At 63.8% G+C, this 3385-nt stretch carries 4 protein-coding genes; 2 read left to right on the forward strand and 2 right to left on the reverse strand.

All coding sequences use genetic code 11. The annotated features are described in order from the left end of the window. Positions 1 to 833, reverse strand: an 833-nt coding sequence (locus AB1346_08200) for a hypothetical protein (GenBank protein ID MEW6720415.1), incomplete at its 3' end; no start/stop codon positions are given. 301 nt (positions 834 to 1134) lie between these two features. Here AB1346_08200 and AB1346_08205 point away from each other — a divergent pair. Next, complete coding sequence (locus AB1346_08205; protein ID MEW6720416.1) at positions 1135 to 1824, forward strand: response regulator; 690 nt, start codon at positions 1135 to 1137, stop codon at positions 1822 to 1824. Positions 1825 to 1887: 63 nt separating this feature from the next. After that, positions 1888 to 3144, forward strand: coding sequence for a cytochrome C (locus AB1346_08210; GenBank protein MEW6720417.1), 1257 nt, complete (start codon positions 1888 to 1890; stop codon positions 3142 to 3144). 22 nt (positions 3145 to 3166) lie between these two features. Here AB1346_08210 and AB1346_08215 read toward each other — a convergent pair. Further along, positions 3167 to 3385: helix-turn-helix domain-containing protein (locus AB1346_08215; protein MEW6720418.1), on the reverse strand; the 219-nt coding region annotated here is incomplete at its 5' end.

The following is a 3385-nucleotide window of genomic DNA, read 5'->3' on the forward strand; positions in this document are numbered from 1 at the left end:
AATTCCCTCAGGAACCGGAATTCCTTGTCGAAGATCATCACTACGCTCCGCAACCGCTCGACGACGAGGAAATTGCCCTGGTCGTCCCTGGCGATGCCGCTCACGACCCCGAACATCCCCGGGGCGGAACCGGCTTTCCCGAAAGATCCCACCACCTTCCCTTCGGGAGAGACGACGTACGCCTTGAACAGGACCGGTACGGTAAGGAGCATGTTTCCCTGGGCGTCGAGGTTGAATCCGAAGATCTCCGTGTTCGGCCGATCCTTCTCGGGAACCTCGAGGATCTCGGCGAGGTCGTACCCTTTCTGGAAGGCGCCGTTACGGTCGGTGACGACGGCCTGCATCCGGCTGCTGCTGAGCAGCAGATACCTGCCGTCCCGGTAGAACAGGTAATTGGGGAAGAAACCCTTGAACTCCCCGGGAATCCCTTGCACGGTCCGCTTTTCCTTCACATCGCCCCGGTAATTGCAGCGGACGAGGTAATACTTCGGGTCTTCGTGCCGGGTCAGGTCGAAGGAAAGAAGGATAAGATCTCCCGACTCGTCCACCGCCAGATCGTAGATCGATTCGAGATCCGGATTGTCCCCGAACCAGAAGATTTCCATGCCGCTTTCGTTGAAGACGCGGACGATGCCCCGGTCAACCACGTAAGTTTCGTCATGGACCCTGTCCACGCGGATCCTGACGTCGCTGTATGGGACTTTCCCGTGGAAATCCGCGAGGCTGTAAAGGAAGGTGGAGGCGACTTCCGCGCCGGCGCGCACCGGGAGAAAGGCAAGGACCAGGAAAGCTGCAAGGACGAGGACCGGAATTTTCGTTGTGCGGACTTTCATGACCAGCTTCAATGAGCAAGCGACATGCCAATACGGCGAAAATATATTTCGGAACAATTCAGGATAGTTACAGGAGGCGGCGGTTTGACGCCGGCAGGGGGGCGGGGATATCCCCGGAGGGGGGTTGGTGATTTCACCGATTGGGGATTTCCCCGACCCGAACAGGTGATATCACCGTTTCACGATCGGCTGCACCGCTCCGCAGAGTGCGGCACTCGAGAGAAATCCCGTCCGCAAGCCAATTCCCGGCGAACGGCTCCGTCCATTGCGAACGGTATGGGAATTGCTAAAATGTTCGCCGATGCCGAAAAGAAACGTACTGATCGCCGACGATGACACCCTGTTCTGCTGGGCGCTCCAGAAGGAGCTGACCTCCTGCGGGCTGGATGCTTTCATCGCTAACACCGGCCGGGAATGCCTCGATGCGCTCTTGCGGAACTGCTTCGACTTGTTGTTCCTCGACATCCACCTCCCGGACGCGAACGGCCTGGACCTCATGAAAACGATCCGGAAGGATTCACCTGGTACCCGCATTGCCGTCATCAGTTGGGACGGCAGCGCCGCGAACAAGGAGGCCGCCCTCGCGGCCGGGGCGATGCAGTTCCTGGAAAAGCCCTTCGACATCGAAGTGGTCTCCCGCTTCGTGTCCGACGCGTTCCGGATAGAGCCGTGCCAGCGGAAGCACTCCCGCTACCTGTGCAACTTTCCCCTGCGGCTGTCCGTGGTCGCGCCCGCCCCGGAAGAAGCGCAGTTCTACCTCGGCAGCATGAGCGGCACGGCGGTCGACGTCGGGAAGGCCGGGATCCGGCTGACAACCGAATACCCGTTGCGGACCGGACAGAGCGTCCGCCTCCGGTTCGACGGCGAAGCCGACCCGTTCACGGGCATGGTTCCCGGGGGAGTGTGCGCGGAGGTCGTCTGGGCGGTGCCCGGACGCGCACGGTCCACCGCGGGGCTGCGCTTTCTTCCCGGGAATCCATTTTCTTCCTAAAGTTTTCCTTCCGCCTGCCGATCTTCCTCCTGGGAGCGGTTCTCGCCGCCCGGGAGATTCCTCATGTACCGACTTGCGATTGTCACGCTTGCCATGGTGGTCCTCGCCGCCCCCGCGGCGGCATTCCACGACGGAGGCGTCGGGGAATGCACCGGGTGCCATGCCATGCACCGTCCCAATGCCGGGACGGGAGGGGCGGGCGCCGGAGACTCGATCCTGCTGGGATCCGATCCCGGCTCCACCTGCCTGAAATGCCACCAGGCGTCCGGCGGGACGCGGCCCGACTCCCACCTCGTCGCCACCGCGGACGAAGACATGCCGCAGGGGATCCCCCCTGTCCAACTCCCGCCGGGCGGCGACTTCGGATGGCTGAAAAAAAGTTACCGTTGGGGGCCGGGCGAAGGGGAAGCTGGCGGCGACAGCCCCGCCGAACTGCACGGGCACAACATCGTCGCCGCGGATTTCCGGTTCTCCGCGGATGCCCGCAGGGCGACGGCGCCCGGAGGAACCTTCCCCGCCGCCCGGCTTTCGTGTATAAGCTGCCACGACCCGCACGGAAAGTACCGGCGGCTCGCCGACGGATCGATCGGAACGGCGGCCGTTCCGATCCGGTCGTCCGGTTCCTACAGCGATAGCCCCGACCCCGCGGCTGGCAATGCCGTGGGTGTTTACAGGCTCCTCGGCGGAAAGGGCTACGTTACCTCCCTGTTCGACGGCGCGCCGTTCGTCAGCGATCCTCCCGCCGCCGTAGCGCCGGTCGATTACAATCGCACGGAAGAGCGCGGGGAAATCCGGGTGGCCTACGGCCGGGGGATGTCCGAGTGGTGCGGCAACTGCCATGCCGCCCTGCTCGGCGGCACAGGCGGAGGAAAGGCCCATCCCGCGGGAAACCATGTGAAGTTCACGCAGGCAACGGCCGGCAACTACAATGCCTACGTCGCCTCCGGGAACCTCACCGGCAGTCCCGCGACCTCGTACTCTTCGATGGTCCCGTTCGAGACGGGAACGGCGGATTACGCCGCGCTGAAAGGGACAGTCCTGGCGGGAGGGGCGGGGCCGAACACGTCTTCGAATGTGATGTGCCTGTCGTGCCATCGGGCGCACGCTTCCGGGTGGGACCACGCGACGCGTTGGAACATGAAGGCGGAGTTCCTGGTCTACAACGGGGATTATCCTGGGATCGACGCCGGCGGAGTCCCTTCGCGCATCTCCCAGGGACGGACCCGCGCGGAAGTCCGCAAGACGTTCGGCGACCGGCCGGCGACGGCCTATGCGAGCTACCAGCGCTCGCTCTGCAACAAGTGCCACGCCAGGGACTGACGCGGCTCACCGGGGCGAGGGGCTATTCGAGTCCGAACTTCTTGGCCTGGTACCTCAGGGAATCGTAGGTGATCCCGAGCAGCTTCGCCGCGACCGTCTTGTTTCCTCCAGCCTTCTCGAGCGCCTGCCGGATCAGCGTCTTCTCCACTTCCTCCAGCGATAGCCCCGCGTCGGGGATCGAGAGTCCCCCCGCCGTTTTCTCCGGAGCGGCGCCGCCTCCCTGGAGGATCTCCGCCGGAAG

This window comes from Thermodesulfobacteriota bacterium, from assembly GCA_040758155.1.
Taxonomy (GTDB): Bacteria; Desulfobacterota; Deferrimicrobia; order Deferrimicrobiales; family Deferrimicrobiaceae; genus UBA2219.

Excerpts from the sequence above, each read along its gene's own strand:
- AB1346_08205 (MEW6720416.1), top strand. The coding sequence starts at position 1,135 with ATGCCGAAAAGAAACGTACTGATCGCCGACGATGACACCCTGTTCTGC.
- AB1346_08210 (MEW6720417.1), top strand. The coding sequence starts at position 1,888 with ATGTACCGACTTGCGATTGTCACGCTTGCCATGGTGGTCCTCGCCGCC.